Origin of the sequence: Arthrobacter pascens (assembly GCF_030815585.1) — a bacterium.
In the GTDB taxonomy this organism is placed as follows: domain Bacteria; phylum Actinomycetota; class Actinomycetes; order Actinomycetales; family Micrococcaceae; genus Arthrobacter; species Arthrobacter pascens_A.
Genome location: NZ_JAUSWY010000001.1, coordinates 1,448,339 through 1,473,714, shown reverse-complemented (window position 1 = coordinate 1,473,714; position 25,376 = coordinate 1,448,339). Strand labels below are relative to the sequence as shown.

At 60.8% G+C, this 25,376-nt stretch carries 19 protein-coding genes; 3 read left to right on the top strand and 16 right to left on the bottom strand.

From position 1 onward, the window contains the following. Positions 1-222 precede the first annotated feature (222 nt). The 9 genes from QFZ30_RS06855 to QFZ30_RS06815 form a co-directional block, all read right to left on the bottom strand. Entirely contained in the window at positions 223-1,512 is a 1,290-nt protein-coding gene (locus tag QFZ30_RS06855; RefSeq protein ID WP_307074312.1) for an ISL3 family transposase, read from the bottom strand. A 155-nt stretch (positions 1,513-1,667) separates the two neighbouring features. Next, positions 1,668-6,077, bottom strand: a complete 4,410-nt coding sequence (locus QFZ30_RS06850; protein WP_307080102.1) for a glycosyltransferase — start codon at positions 6,075-6,077, stop codon at positions 1,668-1,670. A 30-nt stretch (positions 6,078-6,107) separates the two neighbouring features. Further along, positions 6,108-7,355 (bottom strand): UDP-N-acetyl-D-mannosamine dehydrogenase, encoded by a 1,248-nt coding sequence (wecC, locus tag QFZ30_RS06845; protein WP_307074682.1) that lies wholly within the window; start codon positions 7,353-7,355, stop codon positions 6,108-6,110. A gap of 19 nt (positions 7,356-7,374) precedes the next feature. Continuing rightward, complete coding sequence (locus tag QFZ30_RS06840; protein WP_307074680.1) at positions 7,375-9,285, bottom strand: glycosyltransferase; 1,911 nt, start codon at positions 9,283-9,285, stop codon at positions 7,375-7,377. Positions 9,286-9,287: 2 nt separating this feature from the next. Continuing rightward, complete coding sequence (locus QFZ30_RS06835) at positions 9,288-10,172, bottom strand: ABC transporter ATP-binding protein (protein WP_307074678.1); 885 nt, start codon at positions 10,170-10,172, stop codon at positions 9,288-9,290. After that, complete coding sequence (locus QFZ30_RS06830; protein WP_307074676.1) at positions 10,162-11,022, bottom strand: ABC transporter permease; 861 nt, start codon at positions 11,020-11,022, stop codon at positions 10,162-10,164. Before QFZ30_RS06830 ends, QFZ30_RS06835 begins: the two co-directional genes overlap by 11 nt. 32 nt (positions 11,023-11,054) lie before the next feature. Further along, positions 11,055-12,815, bottom strand: a complete 1,761-nt coding sequence (locus QFZ30_RS06825) for a glycosyltransferase family 4 protein (protein WP_307080100.1) — start codon at positions 12,813-12,815, stop codon at positions 11,055-11,057. Then, positions 12,815-14,071 (bottom strand): glycosyltransferase family 4 protein, encoded by a 1,257-nt coding sequence (locus QFZ30_RS06820; RefSeq protein WP_307074674.1) that lies wholly within the window; start codon positions 14,069-14,071, stop codon positions 12,815-12,817. Before QFZ30_RS06820 ends, QFZ30_RS06825 begins: the two co-directional genes overlap by 1 nt. Before the next feature lie 9 nt (positions 14,072-14,080). Continuing rightward, positions 14,081-14,494 (bottom strand): hypothetical protein, encoded by a 414-nt coding sequence (locus QFZ30_RS06815; RefSeq protein WP_307074671.1) that lies wholly within the window; start codon positions 14,492-14,494, stop codon positions 14,081-14,083. A gap of 195 nt (positions 14,495-14,689) precedes the next feature. On the opposite strand from QFZ30_RS06815, the gene QFZ30_RS06810 reads away from it, so the two are divergent. Both QFZ30_RS06810 and QFZ30_RS06805 read left to right on the top strand, forming a co-directional pair. After that, the gene (locus QFZ30_RS06810) at positions 14,690-15,034 is read left to right on the top strand and encodes a hypothetical protein (RefSeq protein WP_307074669.1); all 345 of its coding nucleotides are present in this window, start codon (positions 14,690-14,692) and stop codon (positions 15,032-15,034) included. After that, positions 15,031-15,522: a DUF3515 domain-containing protein gene (locus QFZ30_RS06805; protein WP_373462883.1), complete on the top strand. Its 492-nt coding sequence runs from the start codon at positions 15,031-15,033 to the stop codon at positions 15,520-15,522. Before QFZ30_RS06810 ends, QFZ30_RS06805 begins: the two co-directional genes overlap by 4 nt. A gap of 8 nt (positions 15,523-15,530) precedes the next feature. On the opposite strand, the gene QFZ30_RS06800 is transcribed toward QFZ30_RS06805, so the two are convergent. From QFZ30_RS06800 to leuC, 6 genes are all read right to left on the bottom strand, one after another. Then, complete coding sequence (locus QFZ30_RS06800) at positions 15,531-16,679, bottom strand: D-alanine--D-alanine ligase family protein (RefSeq protein ID WP_307080096.1); 1,149 nt, start codon at positions 16,677-16,679, stop codon at positions 15,531-15,533. Between the two features lie 2 nt (positions 16,680-16,681). Next, positions 16,682-17,734, bottom strand: a complete 1,053-nt coding sequence (locus QFZ30_RS06795; RefSeq protein WP_307074667.1) for an NAD(P)H-dependent glycerol-3-phosphate dehydrogenase — start codon at positions 17,732-17,734, stop codon at positions 16,682-16,684. Further along, positions 17,724-18,524, bottom strand: coding sequence for a lysophospholipid acyltransferase family protein (locus QFZ30_RS06790; protein ID WP_307074665.1), 801 nt, complete (start codon positions 18,522-18,524; stop codon positions 17,724-17,726). Before QFZ30_RS06790 ends, QFZ30_RS06795 begins: the two co-directional genes overlap by 11 nt. A 9-nt stretch (positions 18,525-18,533) precedes the next feature. Beyond that, on the bottom strand, positions 18,534-19,859 hold the full coding sequence (gene murA, locus QFZ30_RS06785; RefSeq protein WP_307074663.1) for a UDP-N-acetylglucosamine 1-carboxyvinyltransferase: 1,326 nt from the start codon (positions 19,857-19,859) through the stop codon (positions 18,534-18,536). 177 nt (positions 19,860-20,036) lie between these two features. Next, positions 20,037-20,639 carry a 3-isopropylmalate dehydratase small subunit gene (leuD, locus tag QFZ30_RS06780; RefSeq protein WP_307074661.1) on the bottom strand — a complete coding sequence of 201 codons (603 nt, stop codon included), beginning with the start codon at positions 20,637-20,639 and terminating at the stop codon, positions 20,037-20,039. Between the two features lie 9 nt (positions 20,640-20,648). Continuing rightward, positions 20,649-22,103, bottom strand: a complete 1,455-nt coding sequence (gene leuC / locus QFZ30_RS06775; RefSeq protein WP_307074660.1) for a 3-isopropylmalate dehydratase large subunit — start codon at positions 22,101-22,103, stop codon at positions 20,649-20,651. Between the two features lie 113 nt (positions 22,104-22,216). Between leuC and QFZ30_RS06770 the strand changes: the two genes are divergently transcribed. Continuing rightward, positions 22,217-22,936, top strand: a complete 720-nt coding sequence (locus QFZ30_RS06770; RefSeq protein ID WP_307074658.1) for an IclR family transcriptional regulator — start codon at positions 22,217-22,219, stop codon at positions 22,934-22,936. A gap of 597 nt (positions 22,937-23,533) precedes the next feature. Here QFZ30_RS06770 and QFZ30_RS06760 read toward each other — a convergent pair. Further along, positions 23,534-24,817: a hypothetical protein gene (locus QFZ30_RS06760; protein ID WP_307074657.1), complete on the bottom strand. Its 1,284-nt coding sequence runs from the start codon at positions 24,815-24,817 to the stop codon at positions 23,534-23,536. Positions 24,818-25,376 lie beyond the last annotated feature (559 nt).

Below are 25,376 nucleotides of genomic sequence, written 5' to 3'. Positions count from 1 at the left end.
TCGTGGACTCTTCGAGGTTAGCAACCGAGTTCTGGTGTGGCCGATCCCTAGGTTGATCCTGCGCAAAGCCTGCGGATCATGCGATTTTCTTGTAGGAAATCCGCGGAAACGGTGTGTGCAGAAGTGGACACAGCGCCAACTAGCTTTCCCCCAGATATGCCACGGTTCGCCCCATAACCGGCTCTTCACGGTTCGTGGGGAAGTGGATCCCTGGAATGAGTGTCATGCCGCCGTCCGGACGGCACTTCTCAAGAGAATAATCGATTTGTAGTTGGTGGCGTTGCGGTACCCGCGGGCGGTGCGTTTGATGTTCTTGATCGCGGTGTTGTTAGCTTCCACCTTGCCTGTCGTGGCACCGGTGATGATCAGCACCTCGATTTCTTTCCACCACCGGCAGACGGTGCGGTAGAGCCTGTTGGTTTCCGGCCTCGCGGCTGCTGTGACAAGTTCCTCAAGCTTGGCTTTCGCTATCGCGGCGTCCTCCAGGGAGCCGGTGCGCAGCAGGGCTCTGAGTTGTTCCTTGACCTTCCAGACGGCTTGAAGGGTGCCGGTCGGATCGTCAGCGGTGAACACTTCTTCCAACCGGCGGGCGGCCCGGCAGCTGAGGGTGTCGCCGCCACGCAGGAGAAGCATGCGGTGGGCCCAGGCCTTGTCGATGGCCCTGCCGCGGCGGCCCTTGACCTGTTGGGAGAGGTTCTGCCGGGTCTCGGTCATGGACTGGTTGGCCAGCGAGATCAGGTGGAAGTGATCGACCGCGACAGCGGTGCGGGGAAGCCACATCCGCAACGCCTTGCGGAACGCTGCGGAAGGGTCGATCGCGACGACCTGCACGGCCAGCCGCCACTGCAGGGGCCGGGCAAACAGCCAGTCTCCGACGCCTTTGTGGTCCCGGCCATCAACGACGCCAAGGACCTGGCCGGTATCCAGATCAACGATCGTTGTCATCCACGGTTCGAACCGGGTCCACGCCTTCGAGATGGGGTCTTGGAAGTAGCGCACGGACCGGAACCGGTGCTCGTCGATGCCCAGCATTCGAGGACTGAGCTTGTCCACGTCGGGCAGCCGGAGCAGACATGCTTCGGTCACCGCGGCCCGGACCATCCACCAGGACACGGCGAAGCCGGCAGCTGTCTCCGACACAGCCCTGCCGGAGCGGATGACAGCATCCACGAGCTGGTCCCGGAGCCGGGCCGTGGAGCGCGCACGGCGCGGAACCTGCGGAGTGGATTCAAAGAAGGACCGCCGGTCGCAAGCCGTTTCCTCGCAGTACCAGCGGTACTTGGACCAGAGCACTTCGACAGGTCCGGCAACAGGAATATCTCTAAGGCGCTGCACGCGGCGTTCCTTCCGCCGGGACGAGATGACACCGCAGCTCGGGCAGCCCGGCGGCTGGTCACTTTCAACGATGACCTGCCGGGAACCAGCAGTGACGGTGGTGGAGACGACGCGGTAGTCGGGCAGATTAAAGAGGATGGTGGCAGCGTCGGTTGCTACCCCGGTAGGCTCGTTCACGGGCTCGTGGTCCTGTTCCAGGTTGAATGCTAGACACACTCATCCCAGCAGGGCCACGGGCCCCTTTGTCTTCAACGACACGAACTCAATTCCCCACCAACCACGAAGAGCCCCATAACCCGACAAATCGGGCTAGGGGCGAACGCGTAAGTGCGTTAGACTGCCGGTTCTTTCAGGATCGATTCGGCGAGCTCCGCCAGCACCTCACGAGCATCAAAATGGGCGTGCACATATTCTTGGGCTGATTCAGCGGTACGACGCCACGATTCTTCATCAGCTAAACGGCCCAAGGCAGCCGCCATTTCCTCTACGTCCGAGTAAAGCCAATGAACCGGGTAGATCTGGTCGGCACCTGCCCACGCAAGGCTCACGGGTACAGCTCCTGAAGCGGCTCCGTCAGCCAGCGTCAGGTGGAAGGACTCGAAATCGCTGACTGACAGCACTACTCCAATTTTCCGATACCACTCGGCCATGTCGTCGCCGTGGGCATCGAAGAACACAGCCCCGGCGAGCAGCGGCTCGGACTCAATCCGGCGGTACTGCTCTTCGTAGTACGCCATTTCCTCCGGTCGGCTGGCCATCCAGGGGAAGTCTTCCGGTCGTTTCCCCTTGATGAACAGCCGGTAGCGCTTATCCTGGTTCCGCAACTGGCTTAGTACATCTAAAGCCTTGTCTAGGCGCTTACGGGCAGGAACAATCCCAACAAATCCTAGATTAAATCGGGCGTCAGCGGTCTTTTCCCGTCGAAGTGATTCAATGTCGACGGCGTTTGGAACCACCCGGGCAATCTCTCGCGGAACGCCGTGGTCGCGGACGCCGAGGTCGAGAATATGCTGGCCGACAACAACGATCTCGTCGACCTGGTCAAAGGAGACGTTCTTCAGATAAGGGCGGAAGAGCTCCTGAAGATGAATCCGAGTTACCAAGCGCTGGTGGGCAAGTTTGTTCTTGGAATACCACACCGCGTTGCCGAGCGTCCATTCACAGAAGATGGTGTCGGCGTCGGCAAGAAGGCGCTGGCTCACTACCTCATCATGTTTGTTGTGGTCATCCCACTTGTCGAGGACCACCCGGTGGCCGCGTCTGTTCAGTTCGGCGATCAGGCCAGATGCAAACTTCAGGTCGTGTCCCGCTATCAGAACGTTCTTCCGCTGGGCCGGAAGGGTTGAAGCCTGTGATCGGTCAGCGGATACTATCAGTTCCCGGCGGAGGCAGAGATCGGCTTGTCCGCCTTTGGCCGCCAGGGAGCGGAGTTGGGGGGATTCCGCGCTGCCCCGTCCAAGCTGTGCCAGACCCAGTCCGGGAACGTCCAGGCCCTCGCTCGAGAATGTAATGGAATTCCAGGCACCAAAACTGGTGGCGGTCAGCAAGTCCTCGAACACGGTCCGGTCGGCATGGTGCTCGCCGGGCCTGCCCAGGAATGAATGGCCCTCAGCTGTTGCCCGCAGTTCCGCCTCCCTGGCGTTCGAAACGATGGTGAAAGGCACATCGTTATGAACTACTGCGCGTACGCAATATATGTGCGCCGGCGGGACGGTCTGCATGTGCAGGACCGAGAGGACGTCCGCGGTGAGCGTCTCGACGAAGACCCCATATTTCGGCGCCTCGGGAGCGATCAACTGGAGACCGGCGGTCCGGAGTGCATAGGTCAAGCGGTGCGCCGCTGTGTGGCCTCGGTGTACGTGCCGGTATGCCAGCCAGGCATCCCGGAGACGTGCAGGCTCGTTTGTCATCCATTCGTCGACAAGCAGATCCGCTTGATTGCCATCGCTAACAACAGGAACCAGCCCATTCAGGACCTGCTGTACCCCGGCACCTTTTCCGCTTACTACTGTGGCACCTGATGCCGCGATTTCCATCACACGACGTGAAAACATGGTGGGCGAATCGTCCACGGAGTTGACGTTGATATGGACCGGATGGGCCTTGTAAGCCTCGACCATCTCGTCATATTCAAGCCCGCCGCGAACGAAGCGCACAAGGTCATTGGGGAATCGATAGGGGCTATCCGGGTTCAGATGCTGCCTGTCGTAGATCGAGAGGCCATGGTTCTTGGCTACACTCAGCAATTTCGCCAATTCGTCCGAGCGGCTTTTGTACCTGTCGCCGTAATACGATCCCGCATAAGCGACGGAATGATCATAAGGACGTTCGGCGGGGACGATGTTGTGAAGCCGCGGCTGGGCATAGAAGGGCAGGGACGCGACAGTTTGCTGTCGGTGCCCAGCCGTCGCCTTGTACCTGCGGATGCAGTTGGAATCAGTGCTGAACACATGATCAAAGTAGGAAGCTGTCCGACTGAACCGGTTGAAGTGCACCGGGTCTTCCTTGTTCCAGAAAATCGTGGGTACATCACGGGAGTTGCAGTACTCCAGTAGGGCTTTTAGAGCGGAGAAACGCTCCTCGTCGTAGTACCCCACCTGCTGCTTCCACAGGCCACCGTTGCCCTCCCACGCAGACTCAACAAAAAGCGCGTCCAGCGGCTTGCTGTCCAACTGTTCACGCCACGTGTCGGGTTCCAGTGCTATCAAGTCTGCTTCCGCCCGCAGACCCTCAAAGGTGAACTGGTCAGCAATGACACCGATAGTGAGGTCACTCAGGCCACGAGCGGTGGGGGCCACCGCGCTATTGCGTGCAAGCTGATGTGCCTCTACAGCATTCCTGCCCGCACGCCTCCACGTGCGCTCGTTGATCGTCCATAGGCGAGCCCTTCTGCCCATGGTAACGCGCCTTTCCGGATCGCAGGCTAAGGCCGTTATTGCTGCCGCGAGAGATTCAGCGTTTCCCGGTTCACAAAGGAGTGCACGTTCTCGGTTGGGACCGGCAAGATCCCTCAACGGTCCCAAGTCGCTAAGGACGAGCGCTTTGGCGCTGGCCATGGCCTCGAGCGGTTTCAAAGGCGAAACCATTTCAGTTACGGGAAGTCGCCGCCTAGGACAAGGCATGATGTCGAACAGGCTCACATATTCCGGCACCTCGGCAGCAGGTACGCGTCCTGTGAATGTCACCCGGTCTTTGATTCCGAGCTCAACTGACTGCCGTTTGAGTTCGACCAGCTGCTTGCCGTCACCGACCACGACGAGCCGTACGTCTGTACCGCCGTCGACGACGATCTTCATTGCAGACAGCAGGTCGGCAAGACCCTCGTAGGCAACGAGGCTTCCGGCGTAGCCAACCACTACTGAGTCCTCGCTCAATCCGAGCTTTCCGCGTAACGGATGGAAGGGTGGCATCGGGGTGAACGCATCGGTATCCACAGAGTTGGGCACGAGCGATATGATTTCGGCAGCTACACCCCGTTCAATCAATTCATCGCGGACTTGACTGGTGATGGCCAGAACAGCATCGGCTTCCTTGGCTACAAGGGTTTCAAGACGAAGTGCGAGCTTGTAGCGATCTGTTTCTCCCCATCCTGGCTTTGTGGACAGGTCCGTGATCTCCCAAAGCCCCCGCACCTCGTAGACAAACGGGATACCTAGCCGGCGTGCCGCCATGAGCGCCGGTAGCGCTGTCACGTAATTTGAGGCAGCATGAATCAGGGACACACGATTGCGCTGGGCCTCGCGCACGTAGACATCCACTGCCTCCGCGAGGTAGTAGTCCAGCCGGTCGACCGTCCATGTGGGACCCGGATTGAAAATATGCGGAACGCCGCTAACCTCGAGTTCAAACCGCTCCGCGGCCCCAATCTCCACGTCTACCTTGGAGTCCCAGGGATAGCCGGGACGAGCAACGACAAGCACGTCCTCGCCATCGGCTTTGAGGCCGGCGACAATCCCTGCGGTCCGAGTCGAGTAGCCATTGCTGTTGAAGTGTCCGGTGCTATGGGCGCAGTACATAATCCGGTTGCGCTCGGCTGTATATCCAGGGTTTGGTTGCCGGGGCGTCAGAAACTGGTTCTTGATCAGCAGCTCGCGCTGACCAAGGACGTTTTGAAGCAGCGACTGTTCCGATTCTGATGCATCCATGAAGAGCGCAGAATGCCGCTGGATAAACTCAGCTGGCTCTACAATCGCTCCCCCGTCAAAGTAGTCGTGGGAAACCAGTCGGATGGCCGTGCCCTTCGACGGATTGGCTGCAAATTCAGCTGACAGATGTTTGCGCTTCGCTGGACCACTTGTTTCCGCCGCTGGGCGGGCAACATTGCGTGCCGGCACCGGCGCGTCCTGCTGGGCTTGGTGGGGCTTCGCGAAGACCCCGCGCATGTAGGTGCGGGAAAACACGGCGAACCTGTTCAGCAAAGCCCGTGTGGCCGATAGCACGCGCAGCGGTTTACCGAGCGCTCGCCCCGTCCGAAAACTTCTGGACGAGCGGATCGCCTTCAAAACAGCCTTGAGCTCCTGGCGTTCTTTGTTAACCTTGGTTAGCTCGGTCTTGGCGTTGTCCCGTGCCCGCCGCATGGCGCCGAGGTCCCTTTCCAAGGCCTGGATCCGTTTTCTGCTCCGGTTTTCGTGGGACAGAAGGCGCTCGTAGTCCTGAATCAGGCTATCGATGTCCTTGAGGTAACGCCTACGCTTCGCCAGTTGAACCGTGCTCAACTGCGGAACTTCATCTGCATACTTCATTGCTGGCACAGCCCGCCGTATCCTGTTTAGTTATTGCCAAATTCCGCGAGTGTCCACAAGATGCTTACCATTCAAGATGGCTGGATCGATTTCCTTGAACACATCGTGGTCAACTAACAGCAACACTGCATCGGCCGCTGCCACCGAAGACTCCAACTCGCCCAGCGTGACATTCTCCAGTTCCGAAAGCTGATGTGGCAGAGATTCAACGTGCGGCTCGACAACGAGCAGATTGGCAGCGTCAAGTTTCCTGCTCAAGCGCTCGACGATAGAAACGGCCGGGGATTCCCGAAGATCATCAATGTTGGCTTTGAAGGCGAGGCCTAAGACAGCAACGGTCAGAGAAGTCTCTTCACCTACCAAGTCGAGAACCTTGTTGATCACCCAGTCGGGCTTCTGGTCATTCGTCTCACGCGCCTGCCGGATCAGCTGGGCTTCCTCTGGTGCCGCAGCAACAATAAACCATGGGTCCACGGCAATGCAGTGGCCCCCAACTCCGGGACCAGGCTGCAGGATGTTGACTCTGGGGTGGTGGTTTGCCAGCTTAATCAATTCCCAGACGTTGATGCCAAGTTTGTCGCTGATGACGGACAGCTCATTGGCGAACGCGATGTTGACGTCGCGGTACGAGTTCTCCACCAGTTTGGCCATCTCTGCGGTGGCGGCATCAGTCAAGAGGATCTCTCCCTGGCAAAACACTGCATAGAGCGCCTTCGCCAGTTCTGCGGCCTCAGGAGTCAGGCCGCCTACGATCCGGTCGTTAGTCACAAGCTCGATCATGATCCGACCGGGCAGCACCCGCTCCGGGCAGTGGGCGACGTGGATGGCGGGCCTGTCGTCAGCTCCGTCCAGGCTGAGGTCAGGCCGCAGACTGATCAGGAAGTCCCCCAAGAGCTGGGTGGTGCCCGGCGGAGAGGTGGATTCGAGGATGACCAACTCTCCCCCAACAAGGCGGGGGGCGATGTTGCGTGCCGCGGCTTTAATGTATGAGACATCGGCCGTGCGGTCCGGATTAAACGGCGTGGGAACAGCCATAATGTAGGCCTGCACAGCTGGGGTTTCAGCTGACGCGCTCAGCTTGTGTTGGCTGACGGCTCCTGCGACGTACGAGGCGAGGTCCGGCTCGACGAACGGAACTTCCCCGCGGTTTACCGCGTCGATCGTATTGGCATTTACGTCAACACCAATGACGTTGATGCCATTTGCTGCCAGTATGGCCGCCGTCGGCAGCCCGATGTAGCCCAGCCCGATGACTGCTACGTTCTCAATTGTGTCCACGCGAGAAAGTTCCCCCTAATTAGACAGTGACTTCGTCCCTGTAGTTACCAAAAAATTTCAGGTCAGCGGTTGCCAGCAATGACTCATCGCTGACTTTCCAAGTGTGACCATCGCCGGACCGCCGCTGGCAGTAATTGAACCTGTCCGCCGAATAGATTGATCCTCCGGCACTGACGACCTGCTTGAGGAATGCTGTGTCCTCGCCGCTACCCACGTCGGCAAACGGATGTGCCCTGAATATCTCGGCAGACCCCATGATAGTGGGCCCCATGACGGTACGAGTATATCGGTGCTCCCACTGAGCGAAGCGGAGGATCGTCGCGTTGAGGGTTTTCAGATGCATGTAATGGGCTTGTTTACCCACCAGATCGGCCTTGGAGTATTCAAGCGCATACAACTGATCGCTCAGGTAATTCGTGGCGTAATAATCGTCATCATCCATCTTCGTCAAAACTTCGCCATCGGCCGCCGCCGCGCAGACGTTAAGGCACTCACCTAGCGGCCGCGTAGCATCTGCTGTAAGGAATTTCACATCCCCGACTCCATACTTGTCCTTCAGAATGTCGACTTGTCCGCGATCCGGCTCGAAGCCGTGAGTCAGGAGAACCAACTGGAGGGAAACTCCGATCTGGCTACCGACGGTCTGAAAAATATGCTCCAACTGCCAAGGCCTCATTGTGCTGACCATGGCCGACACAGTGGGGCGCCGCACGCCCTGCGCCAGATGTGGAACAGTAGCAGCCAGCACCTTGTTACTTCGATGGCTGTACGTGTGTTCACGCCATATCCGCCTCTGACCTCTATGGAGCTGCCTCTCACCAAGGGCGGGATTCCGGTGCACTGCCAATAACAATGATTCCGCTTCTTGCTGGGTACCAACGGTGAAAATCTCATCGGGTGCAAAATGGGTGCCTATTGAATCGCTCCCGGTGGTAATGACGTTTGTTCCTGAGGCCACGATCTCAAAAATACGCCTTGGGCACATGGTAGGTGAATCCACCACTGAGTTAACGTTGAGGAATGTCTTGAAGGCCTTGTAAGCCGTTACCATCTCAGGGTAATCGAGGGACCCGACAACATGGTTCGCAAATTCGGGCGGGAACTGATATTTCGCGTCCCCTCCGAATTGTCGAGAGAAGATTTCCAGCCCGATGTCCATCTTGGCTGAGGCGTTCTTCGCGGCCGCTAATACGATTTCTAGCTGAGCCTTCCGTTCCGGGTACTTGTTTTCGAAGTACATTCCGGCAAACGCTACGTCACGCTCGTGCCAACCGTCCTTCGGGCGGACAGGGTTATGTATTACGGGCTGGGCCGCAAAGGGCAGAACATCAACCCGGTCATGCTTCAAATCGGAAAGGTAAGCCGGAATCCGGCTTGCATCGCTCGTGAATACACGGTCGAACAACTTAGCCGCGGCCAGAAAATCGTCATAATGCGGCGGGTCTTCTTTGTTCCAGAAAACAGTGGGAACGCCGTGCTCCCCGCACCACTGGGTGACATCCCGCAGGACGGAGGAACTGTGGTCAGCACCTGAAATCTTCCCCGCCCACTGTTGCCCCTGTCCCGACCAGGCGGACTCCACGAATAACAAGTCAATAGTGCCTGCCTGCAGCTGCTCGCGCCAACTTTTGGGAAAAAGGTGCAGGCAATCCCATTCTTGACTCAAGACTGAAGCTGAAAACTCATCCAGAATGACAGCAACCCGCGGCAAAATCCTTGATTCGGTCGAAGGAACCGGAAAGACGGCCGGTTTGAATCGGAGCTGACGACTCTTCCCCCGGCCTACCCAGACCCCCTCAGCACCACGAACCGTCTCCAGCCGGCGGTGTCCGGCTTCGAAAGCCCTTCTCTCAAGCCAAATTTTAACCTGCCTAGGCCCTCCTGCCCGAATATGCCACAGGAACCTCCTCGCGTCGGAAAGCAAACTCAAGATCAACTCCGCGCCCTTCGCAGGGAATTTCGGTCACTCACATCGGCTACCTGCAGGTTATTAAGCATTCTGCGCCGTAGTTTCAGGGCTCCGATTCGGTCACCATCCGCCAGTTTTTGCGTGAAGAGTCGGTACCACTTCACAACGGGCGCAGGATCGCCGTCCGCAACCAGTTCGCCTTGGTCCAACCAAATGACTCTGTTGCAGAGGTCAGCAATGGTGGCCATGCTGTGGCTGACCAGAAAGACCGTTCCGGCCTGTTCCAGCAGCTCCATCATTTTTTTGCGGGTTCGGTCTTTAAATTGGGCATCACCGGTGTTTAGAGCCTCATCGATGATCAGAATCTCTGGATCGATGGCAGCAGCAATGGCGAACCGCAGGCGCGACCCCATGCCCGCAGAGTACGACTTCATCGGCATGTGAATGGCGTCCTCGAGTCCGGACAGCTCAACGATTTCATCGTACTTCGCATTGATTTGACCGCGAGTCATCCCCATTGCCAAGCAACCAAGGACAATGTTCTGATCACCCGACAGGCCGGGAATCAGTGCCGCGTTGACGCCCAGCATCACCGGCGTCGACGTGGCATATACGGCTCCCGTGCTCGGGGGCACCTGGCCGCCCACCAGCTTCAGAAGAGTACTTTTACCCGAACCGTTTCTGCCTATGATCCCCAGGGATTCACCATGCTGGACAACCAACGAAACTTCCTTGAGGGCCGGAACGTCCACAGATTTGGTCCGGCTACCGGGTTGTCTTGCGCCAAACAGGTTTGAGGCAGCCGTTCGACCGGCGCTGCGGGACCGGCTGGTGGTGCGATAGGTCATGCTGACCCTATCGACCACAACAGCCGGGGTTCCCTGAATAAAGTCCAGCTCAGAGTTCACGGCCATAGCTTTCTTCCCCCTTCCAGAAGAAGACCATTCCCACAGCCAACATCCCGAGCGACCACAACGCGAGAATGGACCAAGCCCGCCAGTCGCCCACGCCCCCGTACAGCAAACATTCGCGGGCAAGGTGAAGCACGTTATAGAGCGGGTTCAACTCCATGAGGGCTTTAACGGCCGGGTACTCGTTGAAGCGGTCGATCGAGAAAAACATGCAGGAGCCGTACATCCACAGGCGCATGGCATAGGAAATGATCTGACTCGCATCATTGAATACGGAAACCACCCTGGCTAGGATCAGCCCCAGTCCCAGGTTGAAGACAAACTGAAACGCGACAATCGGGAGGAGCAACATCCATCGCCAGGTAACCTCTTCCGCAGGTGGAAGAACTATCACCAAGATCAGCATGGTGATGAGTACAGGGACGTTGGCGAGCAACTCCCTCACGTTTGCGGCGAGGACCAGGCTGGCCCGGGGGAATTGGAATGCGTGGATAACATTCTTATTGGCCGTAATGACGCGGGATGAGTTGCGGACAGCCCGGGTGGACATCTGGAACAGGAAAACACCAATGATGAGGAACGCGATAAAGTTCTCAACTCCACCCCCCGATTTGAGCAGCACGCCCATGATGAGGTAGAACATCAGCCCATTGAGTAACGGGCCCAGGACAAGCCATAACCGGCCAAGACGGTCATTTTCATGTCCGGTCTGGATCCGGGCTTGGGCGTCGTAAATGATGAAGTGCCGGTAATCCCAGAGCGCCACCATGTAGTCGAGGAACGGTGGGCGCTGCCCGACCCTTCGGAGTCCACGAAGATTAACCGATGTCTCCACCACGGTGGGCACCGGCCCTTGGGGAGTGGCGGACGTTTGTGTGCTCACCGGAAGCGCTCCAAAATTCTCTCGTAAGCCGCGCCTACGGCCTGTGCACTGGATGTCCATGTCCTGGTCTTCAGAACTGTCCGCCTTCCGTTCCTGCCCATGCGGACACGCTGTTGGCTATCCGCCAACAGCATTTCAAGTCTAGCGGCCAAATCCGCCTGGTCTTCTGCGTTGCACAGTAGGCCGTTGGTGCCATCGCTCACAACCTCCTGCAGGGCGGGAAGCTTGCTAGCGATAAAAGGGCGGGCACACGCCAGCGCCGGTACCGGCTTCAAGGGCGTGACACTTCCAGTGACCCGAAGATCCCTTCGGGGAACAACAAAGACCTCCAACGCTTGGTGACTGACATGGGCACGGCTGCGGGAAACCCGCCCGGCGAAAATTATACGCTCCCTGAGGCCGGCCGTACGAGCCTGTTCCTTCAGCGAGGGGAGGGCCACACCACCCCCTACAATGAGGAGCTTCAAGCGCGGATGCCGTGGCGCAAGGATCCCAAACGCGGAAGTAAGATCATTTATGCCTTCATATGTCACCACGCTGCTGACAGTCACCAAGCTGCTGACAGTACCGACGTATTGCCCCTTAGGATCCAGTCCCAGCTGCACGCGGGCTTCCGCAGGTGGAAGCGGTTCGGCGAGGAAAGCACCACCGACGGCGTTCAGAGCCACCAGGACCTTCTCCTCCGGAACTCCATCAGCGACGATGTTGTCTTTCACGGCCCGGCCAAGGGTCACCACGAGGTCCGCGGAAAGCATGGCTTCCGTTTCGCGCTCCTGGAACAGCGTATACCGCTCACTCCCCCTGGCCTCGGCCCCTCCGGTGGCAGCCCACGTGTCGGCCAGGTGGCCGCTGACCTCATATACCCACGGGATGCCAATCACCTCGGCGACCGCACGCGTGACAAGGGCATTCACATGGTGAGAGGTGGTATGCAGCACGCTGGGACGGAATTCCAAGGCTATGGCCAACACTTCTTCAACCTGGTGCTGCAAGCGCCCATCCATGGTGGCTGACAGCCGGGATGGCAATAGGCGCTGATAGGTGGCTCCCACCACGTCACGATTCCGGGCTTTGAGTTTTCCCACCTTCACCGGATAGCCAACTCGAGTGACGGCCAGCGTTTCCCAGCGGGCCTGCTTCTTGGCGAGCAAAATGGAGTGCGAACGGTGCGCATAGCCACTGGCTGTATGGGGCAAGGAGTTGGTCAGAACGTCCAGGGCGTGCCGGGGCACAGGCTCAAAAGGCACAGCCGCGGGCTCCGGCCGCCAGCCTTCCAGGATCCGCAACTCTGCCGCAAGCCGCCTGCCCTGCCGGCGTTCAGCTCCGCCGCCGGCATTTTCCAGAATTTCGACGGCTGGAGTCATCGCGCCGCTGTACCAGAACCTCCGTGCCTGCGCGGCCCGGAAGCGGCGGGCTTCCGTGGCGCGGGCCAGAAATGCGTCGTCGAGGTCCGGTCGGTTGGCGACCAGGGAAACATCCGCCAGCGCCCGCGCCTGATTCGCGGAAAGCCTACCGCGCAACAGCGCCGCCTCCAGGCGCCCGGCGACTTCCTGCTCCTCACCGCTCATGAGGCCGGTCAGGAGCGCACTTGACGAGTATGACTCCTTGCCTGCGCAGCTGCTCACCAGCCGGGCAGTTGGTTGCACAAGGCGGGCCGGCAACAGGCGTGAAATATGCAGCAAGAGCAGTGCGGGGTCATCGGTAAAATGCTCGGCCGCTGTTCCCACAGCGAGACGAAGGTTGGTCAAAAAATGCATCATAGGCGCGGACCATGCTGTTCTGCAAGCAATCCGCGGACCAGATCCATATACCGCAAGGCCAGCAGCGGATAGTCCGCATGCTGCTTGACCCATTGACGGCTGTCCACATTGCGTATCAGCCGGCCGCGGTCTTTCGCCAGGTCTTCCCACAGCGCCGCAACGGCTTCGGGTGTGCTCGGAACGATATCCCCCGCACCGGAGTCTTCCAGAATCCGGGCGGCCTCACCCTTGACGATGCCGGTCACGTGCCGGCCGATCGCCAGTACCTCGTAGGTTTTGGACGGGACCGTCGTCTCAAACGATTTCCAGTCATCCCGCAATGACACCACGCAGGTATCCGCCGAGGCGTATCGGTCCATGACTTCCTGACCCTGAAGGGAGTCATGGAACGTCACCGGCGCATTGAGCTCTTTTGCAAGCCGCTCAAGAGCCGGCCTCTCCACGCCATGGCCCACCATGTGCAGGTGCATCGAATTGCCCACCAGGGCGCTCGCCCGGATGGCAACCTCAAGTCTTTGGCTCTTGCCGTGATTACCGAGGTACAGCGCTTCAAAGACAGGCCGTTCCAAGGGCGGTGGATCCAGAACGGGGAGGGTATGTAAAAGGACACCGTTGCTGATGGTGGCAACATTCTTCAGACCGCGTGTACGCAAGGTCTCGGCGAAACCCTCGGTCACCGTCACCACGAGATCTGCGCGGCGCTGCACAAAATCAACAGCCCACTCCACAAGACTTTCGACATTGCCACGCACTAGCCGTGCATCACGGGCAAGATCCGGCCAAGCGTCACGCATTTCGACGACGAGCGGAATCCTCCGTAGCCTGGCCAGCACGTACCCCGCGCCCAGGAAGGGGAGGCTCGGAGCCGTAACAATCAGCACATCGGAGCGCCGGGTCAGCAGACCCAACGGAATCGAAAGCAGTGCCGAAAAACACTGGTCGGCGAACTTCGCGCCATGCGAATTGCCATGGCGCAAGTAGGGAACGCGCCTGATGATCTCGGAGTACCTGCCGTGCTGGGACCGCAGTGCGTGGCCGGCCACACTATGTGGCAGCCCCAAGCGCCCGTGCGGTGCATGCGCCACAGGCGCCACGACATCAACCTGCCAGCCGGCGGCGCCAAGCTCTTTGATCAGCGCGGACCACCTCCGCTGAGGCGGACTGCTCTCCGGCCAGTACGAATGTGTGAGCAAAGTCAACCGCGGCGTTGGAGCGGATGCGTGCGGATCAGCACCAAGTGTTGGATCTGTCACGGCACCTAGCTACTTGCCAATCTTCATCGCCGAGCGGCGAGCCATGGCTCCCATAAAGCGGAAGTAAAGGACTCCGGCCGCCAGCAGGAACAAGACAGTGAGGATCTGAACGTGCAGAGGGCTGCCGGTTGCCGTGGCGGCGACTGCGCCTATGGTCTTCGTTACAGGCTCGGGAAGAGTTACCGGAGCCGTCCCCTTGCTGGTTTCAGGAGTGATACTTGGTGTCGACGCGGACGTGGCCTCCACTGCGCTGGGAACAGGTTCGGGCACTGTTCCGCCGGAGACATCGAAAGGTGTCCCAGTAACAGGCAAGGGCAGTTCGAAGAGGGTTCCACCAGGAAGAGTTGATACGGGTATGGGGAGTATCGGTGCCTCGCCGGCAGCGGAAGGAGGGAGCACCGGCTCTGGCGCGGGGTCAAGCACCGGCGGAGGCTCTGGCGCGGGGTCAAGCACCGGCGGAGGCTCCGGCGCGGGCGCAGGCTCCGGCGGAGGCTCCGGCGCGGGCGCAGGCTCCGGCGGAGGCTCCGGCGCGGGCGCAGGCTCCGGCGCGGGCGCAGGCTCCGGAGCGGGCGCGGGCAACGTAATCACATCACCCGAAATCGGGCTCTCCTCTCCGGCATGGGCGGCCACCGAGACGGCCAGCAGAGACAGCAGAGCGCAAACAAGGACAACGACGCATCGCTGCGCGATTTCTCCGATTTTGTTCACTACCTGCCCCCCGCAGCGAATTACCATGACGTCATCAATGGTAAGCCCAATACCCTGGATCAGACCGAGACCAAAGAATTGAAATATTCAAAGTACTCGTTACAGCATAAGTTACCTGGCACCACACAGGTTCATTCATCTCTCATTATCTATGAAGCACCCACACATGACGGGCTGAACGTAACGCAGTGCCAACAATCTGGCGGCTCGGCCAAGCAGCGCTGGCCCAGTAGTCTGGACAGGTGCCTCTTCTGACCCATGCCCGCCCTAGCTCCGCCACGACTGCCGTCATCGTCGTGGCTGTCGCCACGATTCTCGCCGGCTGCGCCCCCGTAGTGGATGTAGCACCGGCAGGCGACGCCGGGAACCCTGCCTGCGCTCCCATGATGGTGGCCCTCCCGGACGCCATCGGCGACGCGCCTCTGCGCAGGACCAACAGCCAGGCGACTGCTGCGTGGGGCGATCCGTCCCAAGTGATCCTGCGGTGCGGCGTCAACGTTCCGGGCCCAACGACGGACCGCTGTGTCAGCGTGAACGGCGTGGATTGGGTCATCAGAGAAGGCGATCCGTTCTGGACCCTGACAACGTACGGCCGCAATCCGGCCACCGAGATCCTGATGAACCCGGACACGATCAGCTCCGCCACCGTCTTGGCTGACCTGTCCACGGCAGCAGGCAAACTGCCGGCCACGCGCAACTGCGTGGGCCAGGAAGAACTGCAGAACCTGTCGCAAAGCCAGTAAGCCGGCTGTCAGCGCAACCCGGTTTTACGGTGCAGCGCCAGGTAGATCAGTTCATCGATGAGCTCTGCATAGTCCAGCCCCGAGGCCGCCCACATCTGGGGGTACATGCTTTTGGGCGTAAAACCCGGCATGGTGTTGATCTCGTTGATGATCAGCTCGCCGTCGGGCGTGTAGAAGAAGTCAACACGGCTCAGCCCTTCGGCCCCCACCGCGTCGAAGGCCGCCGCGGCCAGCTCCCGTACCCTGGCGATGGCTTCCTCCGGGATGTCAGCGGGGCAGCTCAGCACCGCGGCGTCGTCTTCAACGTATTTCGCGTTGAAATCATAGAACTCGTGGCTGCCGCCGGCTACGGAGATCTCACCCGGCATGGACGTGCGCGGGGCGTCGGTCCCGCGGCCTTCCAGTACGGCGCACTCGATTTCCCGGCCGACGATGCCCGCCTCGATGACAAGCTTGAGGTCGTGGCGGCGCGCCTCGGCGACGGCGGCATCCAGTTCGTCCAGGGAGTCCACTTTCGATATCCCCATGGACGATCCGGCCCGGGCGGGCTTAACGAACACGGGGAAGCCGAGCAGGTCCACCTGTTTGCGGACAGCCTCGGCGTCCTTGAGCCATTGCCGGTCCGTGACGGCAATGTAGGGCCCTACATGGAGGCCTGCAGCCTCAAACACCACCTTCATGTAGTGCTTGTCCATGCTCACGGCTGAGGCCAACACCCCAGCGCCCACATAGCGTGTGTCCGAGAGTTCCAGCAGCCCTTGGATGGTGCCGTCCTCGCCGAAAGGACCATGCAGCAGCGGGAAGACCACGTCAACGGTTCCGAGTTCCTGCGGAACAGCGTTAGGGGCGGCCACAATCAGCTGGTGCCCGCCGCCGATCTCGGCAAGCGTCACCGTTTCGGACGACGGCGGGACCTCCGGCAGGGACGACGCGGACAGTGACCACTGGGCCGTGTCCCCGGCGGCAAGCACCCATTGCCCGGATTTGGCGATGCCGATGGGAATGACCTCGTATTTGTCCCTGTTGATGGCGCTGAGCACACCGGCGGCGGTCACGCAGCTCACCGCATGTTCGCTGGACCGGCCGCCAAAAAGCACAACCACCCGGGGTTTGGCCTGAGGGGCTGAGTCAGCTGCGGTCAGGTTGTCTTCAGACATCATCAGTAATCGCCTTCAGGTTTCAGGTCCCGGGCCAGCAGCACCGGCCCCAGTTGGTCAACGGAAAGTTTGCCTGCCAGTACGGCAACAACGGCGGCCGTGATGGGCATGTCCACGCCCAGCTTTCCGGCCAGCTCGTGAACGGCCTGACCCGATTTGATGCCTTCGGCCGTCTGGGTCATCTTCTGGGAAACTTCGTCCAGAGTAAGGCCTTGGCCCAGGAGGCGTCCCGCCGTATGGTTCCGGGACAGCGGAGAAGAGCATGTCGCCACGAGGTCGCCCAGGCCCGCCAGGCCTGCCATTGTCCGGGCTTCGCCGCCGAGGGCAAGTGCCAGCCTGGATGTTTCGGCCAAGCCCCGCGTGATCACGGATGCCTTGGTGTTGTCCCCCATCTGTTTGCCTTCACAGATGCCGACGGCCAGGGCTATGACGTTCTTGACGATGCCACCGATCTCGACCCCCACGATGTCCGCGGTGGTGTAGGGACGGAAATAGGGAGCCGTGCAGCTCCTCGCGATCCAGCCGGCCGCTGCCGAATCGATGCACGCCACTACCGATGCCGTTGGTTCCTCACGGGCAATCTCCATGGCAAGGTTGGGGCCCGAAACGACCGCGATGCGGTCCTTCGGGATGTCCAGCTCTTCGCTGATGACCTCGCTCATGCGGGCGTCAGTGCTGAGTTCCAGGCCCTTCATCAGGGACACCACCATGGCGTCCGGGGCAATCATGGACTTCCACTCGCGCAGCTGGAGCCGGAGTGACTGGGCAGGCACCGCCAGGACCACCAGATCGGCTCCCGCGAGCACTGCACGGACGTCAGTTGACGCAGTGATGCTCACTGGCAACGGGATATCTTTCAGATACTGGATATTGCGGTGGATGCTGTTGATCTGCTCCACCACTTCACTGCGCCGGCCCCACAGCCTGATGCTCCGCTGGTCCCCTGCCGCGCTTGCCGCATCGGCGAGGATCTTGGCGAACGTGGTCCCCCATGATCCCGCCCCCAGGACGGCAACAGACCGTGCAGAACCCGGGTGGCTTCCGTCAGCTGTCACGTGGCATCGCCTCGTCGTCCGGCCCGGCCGTATCGGCACCGCCGGCTTGCTGGCCGCGCTCCACAAAACGCCCGTGCTTGGCCTGCTTGTTCTTGGTGGGGTCCCACCGCTCAGCGGGAGCCTCCTCACCCCTGATGCCGGCCAGCAGCCCGGTCACGGCATCCATGATGGCTTCCGTCGCGGCGTTCAGTGTGGCCTTATCCAGGGGGCGGCCGGTAAAGGCGCTGAGATCCACGGGATCCCCCACCACCACGCGGGACGTCCTGCGCGGAAACAGGTGGAACCGCTTGGCGTAGCGCGGGAAGACTTGGTGCGCGCCCCAATGCGCGATCGGCACCACGGGAATTCCCCCTTCCAGGGCAAGCCGGGCCGCACCGGTGTGGCCCTTCATGGGCCACAGGTCGGGGTCGCGGGTGAGGGTGCCTTCGGGATAGATGATGATCGCACCGCCCTCGGCCACGATCTCCTGGGCGAGCTGCAGCGAGCGGTTTGCACCCGCCGTCGAGCGTTCCACCGGGATCTGCTTGGTGGCCCGCAGGATCCAGCCCAGCGCGGGGACCTTAAAGAGGGCGGCCTTGGCCAGGAAGTGCGGCGCACGCTTCTGGTTGTAGAGCAGGTGCCCCACAATGAGGGGATCGATTTCGGTGCAGTGGTTGGGCGCGGCGATGAAGCCGCCGGGTGGCAGCTTCTCAGTGCCCTCCCATTTTTTGGCCATCATGAGGTTCAGCAGGGTGCGCGCTATCGCGGCGATGACCACAAACGTGGCCTGACTTTTGACCGTTTCCTTCACTGTCCACCGCTACTTTGCTGAGGTGATGTCGAAATCGGCCCCGAGGCCGGCAAGCTTTTCCGTGAACCGCTCATAGCCCCGGTTGATGATGTCGATCCCGGTGACCCGTGACGTGCCGGTGGCCGCCAGGGCGGCGATGAGGTGGCTGAAGCCGCCGCGCAGGTCCGGGACATCGATGTCGGTGCCCTTGAGCTGCATCGGTCCGGAAATGACGGCGGAGTGGAGGAAGTTGCGCTGGCCGAACCTGCAGGGCACGCTTCCCAGGCATTCGCGGTGCACCTGGATGCTGGCGCCCATCCTGATCAGGGCGTCTGTGAACCCAAAGCGGTTCTCATAGACGGTCTCGTGCACGATCGAGACGCCCTCGGCCTGGGTCAGGGCCACCACCAGCGGCTGCTGCCAGTCGGTCATGAAGCCGGGGTGTACGTCCGTCTCCAGGACCAGTGGACTGAGCTTCCCGCCCCGGTGGTAGAAACGGATGCCGTCCTCACCGATGTCCATGCCGCCGCCCACCTTGCGGTAGGTGTTCAGGAACGTCATCATGTCCCGCTGGGAAGCACCTTCAACGAAGATGTCCCCGCGGGTGACCAGTGCTGCCGACGCCCACGACGCCGATTCGTTGCGGTCCGAGAGGGCCCGGTGGTTATAGCCGCCCAGGTCCCGGACGCCCTCGATGCGGATGGTCCGGTCAGTCTGGACGCTGATGATCGCGCCCATCTTCTGCAAGACGGCGATGAGGTCGATGATCTCCGGCTCGGTGGCTGCGCCCTCGAGTTCCGTGATGCCCTCCGCGCGGGTGGCGCTGAGCAGCACCTGTTCGGTAGCGCCGACAGAGGGGTAGGGAAGGGATATTTTTGCCCCGTGCAGGCCCTTGGGTGCGGAGATGTGGATGCCGCCAGGCCGCTTTTCGACCACAGCGCCGAACTGGCGCAGGACGTTGAGGTGGTAGTCGATGGGCCGGTCGCCGATCTTGCAGCCGCCCAGATCCGGAATGAAGGCCTCGCCGATCGCATGGATCAGGGGCCCGCACAGCAGGATGGGGATCCTTGAATCACCTGCATGCGCGTCAATGGCGGTGCTCGGAGCAGTCTTGGCAGCCTTGGGATCCAAGGTGAGATCTCCATTGACGGGATCCTTGGTCACTGTCACTCCATGCAGCTGCAGGAGCGAAGTGACCACCTCCACGTCCTTGATTTCCGGAACGTTCCGCAACACCGACGGTTCGTTTCCCAGCAAAGCGGCCACCATTGCCTTGGGAACAAGGTTTTTGGCCCCCCGGACGCTGACGCGGCCTGTAAGCGGGACTCCGCCGCGGATTGTCAGAACACTACTCATATACCGGTTTCCTTACGATTACTCGCCCCAAAATCCTTGCAAAGGCTCCAACTAAGCATAGGAGGTTGCGTTACCGAACCGAAATACGGAGGCGTCCGCGAACAGTCTGTAACGAACGAAAAGCCTGCCCTTTCGGTCAGGACAGGCTTCCGTTACGTGCTGTTCAGGACTGGCAGCTCAGGACAGGCGTGCGGGGAGCGTCTTCGGCTTAAAGGGCGGCCGGGTCGCCTCGTAGGCGGTGATGTCCGCTTCGTGCTGGAGGGTCAGGCCGATGTCGTCGAGCCCTTCGAGCAGGCGCCACCGGGTGTAGTCGTCGATTTCGAACGGTGCCACGATGTTTCCGCACACCACGGTCTTGGACACCAGGTCGACGGTCACCTCGGTGCCCGGGGCGTTTTCCAGCTCTTTCCAGATCAGCTCGATGTCGTCCTGGGAAAGTTCTGCGGCAAGCAGGCCCTGCTTGCCCGAGTTGCCGCGGAAGATGTCGGCGAAGCGGGAGGACAGGACGGTCTTGAAGCCATAGTCCTTCAGCGCCCAGACGGCGTGCTCCCGGGAGGACCCGGTGCCAAAGTCCGGTCCGGCCACGAGCACCGAGGCGGCATTGTAGGGATCCTGGTTCAGGATGAAGGACGGGTCCTTGCGCCAGGCTGAGAAGAGCGCGTCCTCAAAGCCGGTGCGGGTGATGCGTTTGAGGTACACGGCCGGGATGATCTGGTCCGTGTCAACGTTGCTCTGGCGCAGCGGAACGCCGATGCCGGTGTGCGTGGTGAATTTTTCCATGGCGGTCTCCTAGGCTGCGTCGGTGCGGATGGCGGCGGATTCGGGGGCCGGATCAAGGTCCGACGGCGAGCTCAGGGTGCCGCGGATCGCGGTGGCTGCTGCCACCACGGGCGAGACCAAGTGGGTGCGGCCGCCCTTGCCCTGCCGGCCTTCGAAGTTGCGGTTTGAGGTCGAGGCGCAGCGCTCCCCCACCTCCAGCTGGTCCGGGTTCATGCCCAGGCACATGGAGCAGCCGGCGAAGCGCCACTCCGCACCGAAGTCTTTGAAGACCTTGTCCAGGCCTTCGGCCTCGGCTTCCAGCCTGACGCGGGCCGAGCCTGGTACCACCAGCATGCGGATGTTGGGGTCCTTCCGGCGCCCGCGGATGATGTCCGCAGCGGCCCGGAGATCCTCCATGCGCGAGTTCGTGCAGGAACCCAGGAAGACGGTGTCCACCCGGATCTCCTTCATGGGCGTACCGGCGGCCAGACCCATGTACTGCAGGGCGCGCTCAGCGGCGGCTTTGGCGTTCTCGTCGCCGAAGTCCTCCGGCGACGGAACTGAGGCGGAAAGCGAAACGCCCTGGCCCGGGTTGGTGCCCCACGTGACGAACGGCTCCAGGGTGTCGGCGTCGAGGTCCACCTCAACGTCAAAGGTGGCGTCATCGTCGGTACGCAGGGTGTTCCAGTATTCGACGGCGGCGTCCCAGTCGGCTCCCTGCGGCGCGTGCGGGCGCCCGAACATGTAGTCGTAGGTGGTCTGGTCCGGTGCGACCAGGCCGGCACGGGCCCCGGCTTCGATGGACATGTTGCAGATGGTCATCCGGGCTTCCATGGACAGCGCGCGGATGGCGGAACCGCGGTATTCCAGGACGTAGCCCTGGCCACCCCCGGTGCCGATCTTGGCGATCACGGCAAGGATGATGTCCTTGGCTGTGACGCCGGGACGCAGGGTGCCTTCAACGTTGACTGCCATGGTCTTGAACGGCTTCAGGGACAGTGTCTGGGTGGCCATAACGTGCTCCACCTCGGAGGTCCCGATGCCCATCGCCAGCGCACCGAAGGCACCGTGCGTGGAGGTGTGCGAGTCGCCGCAGACCACTGTCATGCCGGGCTGGGTGAGGCCAAGCTGCGGGCCCACCACATGCACGATCCCCTGCTCGGCATCACCGAGGGAATGCAGCCGGACGCCGAACTCCGCACAGTTGTTCCGCAGCGTCTGGATCTGGGTGCGGCTGGTCAGGTCAGCGATGGGCTTGTGGATATCCAGGGTGGGAGTGTTGTGGTCCTCCGTGGCGATGGTGAGGTCCGGACGGCGGAGCTTGCGCCCTGCCAGGCGAAGGCCCTCAAAAGCCTGTGGCGAGGTGACCTCGTGGACGAGGTGCAGATCGATGAAGAGAAGGTCGGGCTGGGCGTTGGCTCCTTCGCCGTCGCCTTTGCGCACCACGTGCGCGTCCCAGACTTTCTCGGCCAGTGTCTTTGCCACGGCCAGCTCCCTTCGCTGCGTTTTGACTGTTGAAGTCCACTGAATCAGCCCGGCTGTGTAATGTGCCAACCGAAACATTTGCATCTCAGATATTGAGACGGCAATATCATTACATGGACAATTCTAGTGGAGTCGGTGTCATTGATAAAGCGGCCCATGTGCTTGACGCACTTGAGGCAGGCCCCACTACCCTGGCGCAGCTGGTGGCGGCAACAGGACTTGCCCGGCCCACCGTCCACAGGCTTGCCCTGGCACTCGTCCATCACCGGCTGGTGAGCCGCGACATCCAGGGACGGTTCGTCCTGGGCAGCAGGCTCGTTGAGCTCGCGTCCGCCGCTGGCGAGGACCGCCTGATCGCGTCCGCCGGGCCGGTTCTGATGCAGTTGCGCGACGCCACCGGGGAGAGTGCCCAGATCTTCCGCCGCCAAGGCGACTGGCGCGTCTGTGTTGCCTCCGCCGAACGGCCGATCGGCCTGCGCGACACCATCCCCGTGGGCACCCAGCTGTCCATGAAGGCAGGATCTGCAGCACAGATCCTCCTCGCCTGGGAAGACCACGACCGCCTCCTGGAGGGCCTGCAGTCCGCGCGCTTTACGCCCACAGTGCTGGCAGGAGTACGACGGCGGGGCTGGGGCCAGAGCCTCGGCGAACGGGAGCCTGGGGTTGCGTCCGTTTCAGCGCCGGTGCGTGGACCCTCCGGACGCGTGATCGCCGCAGTTTCCATCTCCGGGCCCATTGAGCGCCTGACCCGCCAGCCCGGCCGCCTCCACGCCGAAGTTGTCTGCAACGCGGGCCGCATCCTCACCGAAGCACTTCGCAAGAACAACGACTGACGGCCTCGGCCTCCAAGCGTCTGCGTAACGTCGTGCTCACCAGCAGCTGGGGGCCAGCGCGGTAAAATGGGTGTGCGAACAATGGCTCCGGGACGCCTTCGGATTTGAGGCCTGGGTTGTGGTACTGGAAGCTGGCAGAGTGGCTGACCTCGTGTCAGCCTGCCCCTACCCTGAGGATGACAAGACCACCCAACGTACATCACGCTCTCCTCGGACAAAGCCGTATTGGACGAGCTGGATGCTGCAGGGGCAGCGCTCGAAGCCGTTGAGCAAAAGCGGCTGGGGCCTGAGGCGCTTGCCTGGCTGGCACCCGCAGGCGGAACGCTGGACAGCCCCTTCAGCAAGATTTCCGCAAAGGCAAAGTTCAAGACAGCCACCACCACCTGCAACCTGCAACGTGCCGACGATGGTCAAGGTCCGGGACACAGTGGTAACGCTCGAGTCCGACCATTAGTCTCAGAGTCCCTGGCAAACGGGCGGATGTCCGAAGTTGGGTAGCTCACACAACCGTCACCGCGGCGCGCATGGCGGGAGACCGGCGCCCTGCAGGAAATTCGATACCCCTTTGAGGTCCGCGGCCGCTGGGTCACCTACATGTTAGGACTCGATGGCTCCGTTCATGCCCGACTGGGTGAGCGCAATATTGAGGGCCCTCATATTGCCAATGGCCGTGGCGGGCCGAGCAGTTTCAACCGCCCAGTCAAGTGCGTTTTGATCGAGCATCCATGAATTAGGTTGATCCAGAAACGCCCATATGTAGTCTGCCGCGCTGGCTGCGAATTGCCGGCCCTTGTCGGAGCGGGCAAAGAAAACGTTGTTAGCGATATATCGCCGCCAAGGCGCAAGCATGTTGATCCCGGTTGATGCCGCGACCACGACGTCGAATTCGGCGAGCTCACTGTAGGAGTCCGAGATCGGGGAAATCGGGTAGAGATCCACGTCCTGAATCCAGACATCGGTTCCGAACTTATCCATGACTTGTCGGGCGACGAGATAACGTGCGCATGCGTAATATGTGATCGGATTTCCTACTCCCGCCGGCAGGCTGGACGACGACCATGAAAGGGCTGGCAGCTTCGACGACCGGTGACTGAAGCCGTGAATGGTTCTCGCGAGTTCTTTTGCCTCTCGGATAAAGTCCAAGGCCTCACGTTCCGGAGCCACGACATGGAAATGAAGTTGAAGCTTCGGTTCGGTAGCGGCGTAGAAAATAATGCGTGCCAAATAGCGTCGAAGGAACTCCACATTCGCTGAGTAGAGGATCGTCACTCTCGCGTCTTCAGAGGCATCACCACCATGCCAGCAAATATCTACCTTTTTTCCGTCAGCGCTTGGTTCCGGAAACCCGTAAGTGAAGGCACCCATGTCAAGGTACAGGGACTTGATCAATTCGGGACCGGACGAAAGTGCGGTTCGAAACTCCTTGAGAGCCGAAGCCCTGTCTTCAATAACACTCAGAACCTGCCCCCGCAACAGACGCGACGATGTGCTCGGAGAGTTGTACGGGGACGAGGTCTCGGTAATGGTACGGAGTTCTGCCCTTAGAGACTCCGGGATCGAACTGGATGCGGCCCGCGAAACGTGCTCGACCTCGCGCCGTGTCGCAGTTGCATGTTTTTGTAGAACTGCGTGCGCTTCTATGATCGCTGTCAGGCTGGCCATGACATTTCCGGGTAACGAGTCAGAAAAGCCGGATTGGGCTCCATGGAGTTGGCAGAGCAGCGCCACCCGGCTGTTAGGTGGAACGGAACGTGCGTTTCGAAGTTTTCGAAGGACGTCATTCACGATGCGCGTAACCCGGTCCCGCCATTTCGAATCACTAAAATATTCCCATGCAGCCAGCGTTTCCAGCATGGCTGTTGCTTCTGCTTGTGTCGCCATCCGGGTTGGTTGACGTAGCCACAGTTCAAGTCGGGCCACACCCCTCAGGGCGTCCAGTCGAACCCGCGGAGTGAGCGCTCGGGGTTCTCTGCCGGGGTGAACCTCGTCAATCCACGCGACCGTGTGATTTGACGGGCCGGGCAACACGTCAAGGGGTAGTGCGAGTATGGTTCCGGCCTTTAATTTCATGCTCCGGCTGTCCGTAGTAATCCGGTTGCGAAGCCGCAGCACGTGGCTAGTTTCATGAGACGGGGCTACGTGAGTTAGATCGACTGTAAGCACGCTGGTACTTTCTGTTGGCCTTGCAAGGGATGACTATCCATCGGGGAGATGCTAAGGAGTCGTCGTCACCTCCCGGAAGGGAAAATTACGGGGTCTGCACGGGTCTCCGGATGATGACACTAAGCGGGGCGTGTCTGGCTCAAGATTAGGCATCTGTTGGGGAAGCAACAAATCGACACTACGGTGACGTGGTGTGCTGCCAGCTAGCCCGTCACACGTCGCAACTTCCTCGACTGCAAGATTTCCGCCAAGGCGAAATTCAAGGGCAGCCACAACC